We start from the raw sequence: 5,447 nt of genomic DNA, 5'->3' as shown, positions 1-5,447 counted from the left end.
TTCATCATCTTTTTCTTGTCCTTGGAAGCCGTAACGGTAGGCTGTGCTTGAACCATGCCTATTTGGAACTAAGGAACCAAAAGGATAGTAGTCATTGTTTGCTTAGCACTAATAAACACAATAACTAACATTAACTATAAAATCACTATTTTTGCACTTTATGGCGTTTTTTGACACTTTTTAGCCTAAAAATCAGTAAAAAAAGAACGTATTATTCATTACAAATCTAACGAAAAAAACAACTTGAAATAGTAGTTTTTTTTAAAATTCATTTTATGAAAAAACCACAAGAATTTATTCCTCTTTTTAAACAATTTATAAAAGACTCTGAATCGGGAAAAAGACTAAAAAAAAATGGTGAACGAATTACGCCTAGTTCGACCAAAGTGTATAAGTATGTTTTGCAAAATTTAACTCAGTTTAGTATCGAGGCAAAATTTGAATTGCGAATTTGTAGTATTTTAAGATTAAGTACCCGTGAGCTTCAATCGGAAAAAAGTTATTGGAAAAAGTTTTACAAAGGGTTTACCGAGTTTATGTACAAAAAAGGTTGTTATGATAATTATGTAGGATCTAATATAAAAATAATTCGTGTTTTTTTTAATTGGCTCAAGGAAGAGAAAGATATTTATGTGGGTGATTTTCACAAAAGCTTTTATATTCGAAAAGAAGAAATTGACATTTTAGTTTTAACACCTGATCAGCTTAAGTTTTTAATTCATGATAAGGTGTTCGAAAAAAAGCTGACTTCTACCCAAATTAAACTAAAAAATATTTTTGTTTTTGGTTGCACTACTGGACTTCGTTTTTCGGACATTTTTTTGCTAACCAACAAGAATTTTGAAAAAACTAATAATGAGTGGTATCTAAAAGTAAAATCTCAGAAAACAAAAACATATAGTTTTATAAAATTACCCAATTATGCGGTAGAAATTTATCAAAAATATATTCCGAAAAGTAGTAGCACTCCTATTTTTGGTGAGAAAGACTTGTCCAATTTTAATAGATCTCTTAAAAGAATTGGTGAGATGGCTGGGTTTACAGATGTTGTAGATATCTCACGAGAAAAACAAGGAGTTACTAAAAAAATTACAGCAAAAAATGCTAAAAATCGTTTTTGTGATAATATGAGTTCTCACATGATGCGACGAACTGCAATTACAACAATGCTTATTTTAGGTATGCCAGAACTTTTAGTTAGAAAAATTAGTGGTCATAGTAGTGCTAGTAATTCTTTTAATAGGTATGTTCATTATGCACAAACTTATATAGACAAAGAATTAAGCAAAGTGCATGATAAGTTAGAATTATATGAAATATAACACCTAGTTTTTTAGCCACAGATTTCACGGATTAGCACAGATTTTTTAATTATTATATTCATAAAATCCTTAAAATATTTTTAATTTGTGGCTAAAAAAAATAGTTCTTTTTTAGGCATGAGCACAGATAAGTTATTTTAATTTTTTATAATCTTACTCAAGTCGAACATTGGTGCATACATAGAAATCATAATTACTCCCACAATTACCCCAATAACGATAATAATCATAGGCTCGAGAATAACACCAATCATTTTTGTTTGATGGCTAATTTCTTCATTGTATTGTTCCGTTAATCTGTCGAACATTATATCTAATTGATTTACTTGTTCGGCTACTTCGACCATAGAAACCATTTTGTTTTCGAAAACGGAATGTTTTTTTAAACTTTCGTTTAATGAGGCTCCTCTCGTTATATCTTCTTTTATGGTTTCGATAGCTATTTCGATTGGATAAAAACCTATCATTTTTTTTGTTAATGATAAGGAATTAATCAAAGTTGTTTTTGACGTAATGAGCAACTTCATCGATTGACAAAAACGAGAAATGTATATTTTTTGGATTAAACTCCCGAAGTACGGAATCCTAAGCATCATTTTTGTTGTTATGGCACGATAACTTTGTTTCTCTTTTAGCAAAGCATGCATAATAACTAGTCCTATTATTAACCCGAAAACAATTCCGAATATTGTTCCTGAATGATTTGATATCTTTATAATGATTTGTGTGCTTTTAGGCAATTCACTTCCAAATTGTTTAAATACTGAACTAAACATGGGCACTACTTTATTCAACATAAAATAAAGTACCAAAATAGTCACTGTCATTACAATTGCTGGATAGGTTAAAACAGAAATGATTTGGCGTTTCATTTGGATTTTTCTATTGAAATATTTTTGTAATTCGCCCAAAACCTCTTCCAGTTTTCTAGTTTCTTCTCCTATTTGTATGCTATAATATTCGTATGCCGAAAACTGATTGGTTTCTCTCATCGATTCATAAATGCTTCGTCCTTCAACTACTTTGTCTTTAATTTCGATGATGATTTGTTTCTCGAACTTATTGCTAGATTGATTGCTCAAAATTTCTAAAGCTTTCTTGAAATCTACACCTGATTTTAGCAACATACCTAATTCACGATAAAAAACTTCTTTCTTTTTGTCAGAAAGCTTTTTAGAAAATTGAAAGTTTCCTGTTTTTATTTTGAAATCGGCTTTCGGTGTTTTTTCGGTTTTATAAGTGCTTAAATCTAAACTCATTATTGTTTTGTTTTTTGTAACAATTCGTTAGCATATACTCGTTTGTAGAAATTTAAATCTAAATCCCTTTCGTTAACCTCTACATTTAGTTTTAACTTCAAAAATACTTTTTTCTGAGTATTACTTTTTACCGAATCGATAATGATGTGTTTTAATTTGACTTTGAAAGTATCTATAAATTCCTCACGACTTCGTGAAGTATAGTCCTCTAGAAAATTATATTTTACTACTTCGCCTGAATATCCATTAAAGATTATTTCATTGTCTATAACGGTTATTTTTTCGTTGTCAAAAATATCTTTATTGATACTGTAAGTTAATCTGTTTAAATCGTTAACCAATGCATTTTGGTTTTTATAATCTAACATTCTTTCGGAAACAATCGAAAAAATAACAAATATAATTCCCATAATAATCGCCGTAATCGCCATACCGATAATTGCTTCTATTATAGAAAATGATGCAAATGTGTGTTTCTTACTCATTGGTTTGAATATAAAAACTTTTATCGAACTGATATTTTGTACTATCCTTATATTGTATGGTAACTTTTTTTAACTGATCGCTAATAACTTCTTCCTCAATAATAAGATTGTCATCTTCATTCTCGGCAGTTAACGAATCATTTTTTAGTTGTGCTAAAAAAAATAGTTCATTTACTTTATTCTGAGTACCATAAAATTTCGCTGCTGTTCTTGGTGTAAAGACCGCTGCAAAAATCATAATAGCAATATACAAACACACCGAAATAATAGTTAGTGCAATCATAGATTCTAAGATAGAATTTGCTTTTAGATGTAAGCTACAATACTTTTTTAAGAATACCATACTCAGTTTTTTTGGTTTCAAATAGTGGAATTGCTATAAAATATTTTGAACGTTTGGCAGTATTTATTTCTATATCAGAAATCATATTATCGTACGTTGACGAGGTTGTTTTTAAATAAAAACGATTCGTATAAACTGAACCATAAACTTTGCTTTTTAAATCTAATCTTCCAGTGCAATAAATGTCTCCAAAAATTAATCCTTCTTGGTCTATTTCAATATTATTTTTATTAATGTTTTCTAATGTGTTTCCAAACAAAACTACTGCTCCAGTAATTTTACATTCTTTTTTAATTTTTATTAAACTCTCTTCCAATGTGGGATTATAAACACAAACTACCGACGGATAATTTAGGATTACTTTTTGTTCTAACTCGATTCCTTTGCTTGCAAATACTTGAACTGTTCCTGTAAAACCTTCTTCGAAAGTAATTTTGGGTGCCATGAGAATCACATCTTCTAAAACCGTATTTTTCTTTACTCGAATAGAATCTTTAGATCGTAAAATAAAGTTTCCTTTGAAGATAACATTACTCAAAACGGAATTTACATAAACTTCTTTCGTTGTGTTATGAAAAGAATTAAAAAACAGAGAGTCTTTTGGTTTTTGAAGTTCAGATAATACTGTTTTTTCAGCATTTATTCCTTCGAATATTTTCTTGAAATTCGAATTTATCTTAGGTAAAATTAACTCTGAAATGGTAGTTTTTCCTTGCGTAATTAAATTATTGGGTTTATTGGTAATATAAGACGCTTCTATATAGGTTGTTGGCAAATTATTGTCACCGAACAACTTAACAGTTCCAGAATAAGACAGCGATTTAGTAAAATTGGCTAGATAAATTGCCGTTTTGTCTGAAGAATAGCTTCCAACAAAATGCGCCGAACTAATTGTGTCATTTCTTAAACCTGAATGTGCTAATAACATGCTTAGCAAACCATATTGTTTTATTTCATAATTACCTTCAACTCCTGAGTTTTCATCAATAGGTAATTCTTCTTGAGACACTTGATTTCCCAATGCAAAATTAACAACAGATTGGTTGTGAATGTACATTTCCTCTTGCAGGTTATAATGTAAATTAAGTTGGTTGTATAAATTAGCAAAATACAATAAGGCGCCACAAATAATGGAGACAATCAAACAGATGTAGATGGCGTATAATAAGCTATGCGCTTTAACCATTCGTGCTAGGTTGTTTTTTACTAAACAATCTCTTAAAGAATCCTTCTTTTTTAGGTTTTGTTTCTGAAGTAGTTTCTGGTTTTTTAGAAGCTCTTTTTTTAATTTTATCTTCTTTTTTTATTGAATTTGTTTTTAGTTTTTCTTCCTTAATTTTTGCTTTTTCAGCTTTAGAAGACTTTGCTTTTTTCACAAAAACCAAACCTCTTTTATAAATTACAGTGTCTTTTTTTATATAATCAATCCAAAGACCATGCTTTCTGCCAGACTTAAAACTTCCTTTTTTAATAACCAATCCGCTTTCGTCATAACGAAAAAAATCTCCAGATTGTAAGCCATTACTCCATTTTTGAGTCGTTTCTACCATTCCGTTCGTAAACCAAGTTTTCCACCAACCAATTTTTAGTCCTTTCTTGAAGGTTCCTTGTTCTGCTAGCTGATTACTATGGTACATTTTTACAAATTTATCCTGTAACAACTCGCCAGCCATTCCTGATTGCGTATTGTGAATTAAACCTCCTTTAAACCAATAATATATTTTATTGTCTTTGGGTTTTATTTTCTTATTAGTTGTGTAAAATTCATACCTGAAATTAGCATCTGAAATCCGCTTTATTGTATAAGGATCAGAAAATGAAATTAATAAAAATGTGCTTAATAGAGCTAAAAATATTGTTAGGACTTTTGTTTTCAATAGTGTAAATTTTATTTTAAAACATGCGCAAGATATTAAATTTATTTTTTAATGCGATCAAATTCAGATTTAGTTAATTAATGAATTGACCTTTTATTTTTTTAATAAATTCATATCCAATTATTAAAATATAATATTGTAAAAAAAATGAAAAATAAAAT

Annotated in this window: 6 protein-coding genes; 1 reads left to right on the top strand and 5 read right to left on the bottom strand. The window is 28.9% G+C overall.

The window, feature by feature from the left end; translation table 11 throughout:
• The first annotated feature begins 275 nt into the window (after positions 1 to 275).
• On the top strand, positions 276 to 1,322 hold the full coding sequence (locus tag ACH2BG_RS12735) for a tyrosine-type recombinase/integrase (RefSeq protein ID WP_395048070.1): 1,047 nt from the start codon (positions 276 to 278) through the stop codon (positions 1,320 to 1,322).
• Positions 1,323 to 1,459: 137 nt separating this feature from the next.
• Here the strand turns inward: ACH2BG_RS12735 and ACH2BG_RS12730 are convergent, their stop codons facing one another.
• From ACH2BG_RS12730 to ACH2BG_RS12710, 5 genes are read right to left on the bottom strand one after another with little or no spacing between them, the layout of a single operon-like run.
• Positions 1,460 to 2,581, bottom strand: a complete 1,122-nt coding sequence (locus tag ACH2BG_RS12730) for a type II secretion system F family protein (protein WP_395048069.1) — start codon at positions 2,579 to 2,581, stop codon at positions 1,460 to 1,462.
• Complete coding sequence (locus ACH2BG_RS12725) at positions 2,581 to 3,066, bottom strand: type II secretion system protein J (RefSeq protein ID WP_395048068.1); 486 nt, start codon at positions 3,064 to 3,066, stop codon at positions 2,581 to 2,583. Before ACH2BG_RS12725 ends, ACH2BG_RS12730 begins: the two co-directional genes overlap by 1 nt.
• The gene (locus ACH2BG_RS12720) at positions 3,059 to 3,409 is read right to left on the bottom strand and encodes a hypothetical protein (RefSeq protein ID WP_395048067.1); all 351 of its coding nucleotides are present in this window, start codon (positions 3,407 to 3,409) and stop codon (positions 3,059 to 3,061) included. The genes ACH2BG_RS12725 and ACH2BG_RS12720 overlap by 8 nt, the downstream gene beginning before the upstream one ends.
• Positions 3,384 to 4,595 carry a hypothetical protein gene (locus tag ACH2BG_RS12715; RefSeq protein WP_395048066.1) on the bottom strand — a complete coding sequence of 404 codons (1,212 nt, stop codon included), beginning with the start codon at positions 4,593 to 4,595 and terminating at the stop codon, positions 3,384 to 3,386. The genes ACH2BG_RS12720 and ACH2BG_RS12715 overlap by 26 nt, the downstream gene beginning before the upstream one ends.
• Positions 4,588 to 5,286, bottom strand: coding sequence for a toxin-antitoxin system YwqK family antitoxin (locus ACH2BG_RS12710; protein ID WP_395048065.1), 699 nt, complete (start codon positions 5,284 to 5,286; stop codon positions 4,588 to 4,590). Before ACH2BG_RS12710 ends, ACH2BG_RS12715 begins: the two co-directional genes overlap by 8 nt.
• Between the last annotated feature and the right edge of the window lie 161 nt (positions 5,287 to 5,447).

This window comes from Flavobacterium sp. (assembly GCF_043779715.1).
Classification (GTDB): domain Bacteria; phylum Bacteroidota; class Bacteroidia; order Flavobacteriales; family Flavobacteriaceae; genus Flavobacterium.
The sequence above is the reverse complement of the archived record's forward strand: the minus strand, read 5'-3'. Positions and strand labels throughout refer to the sequence as shown.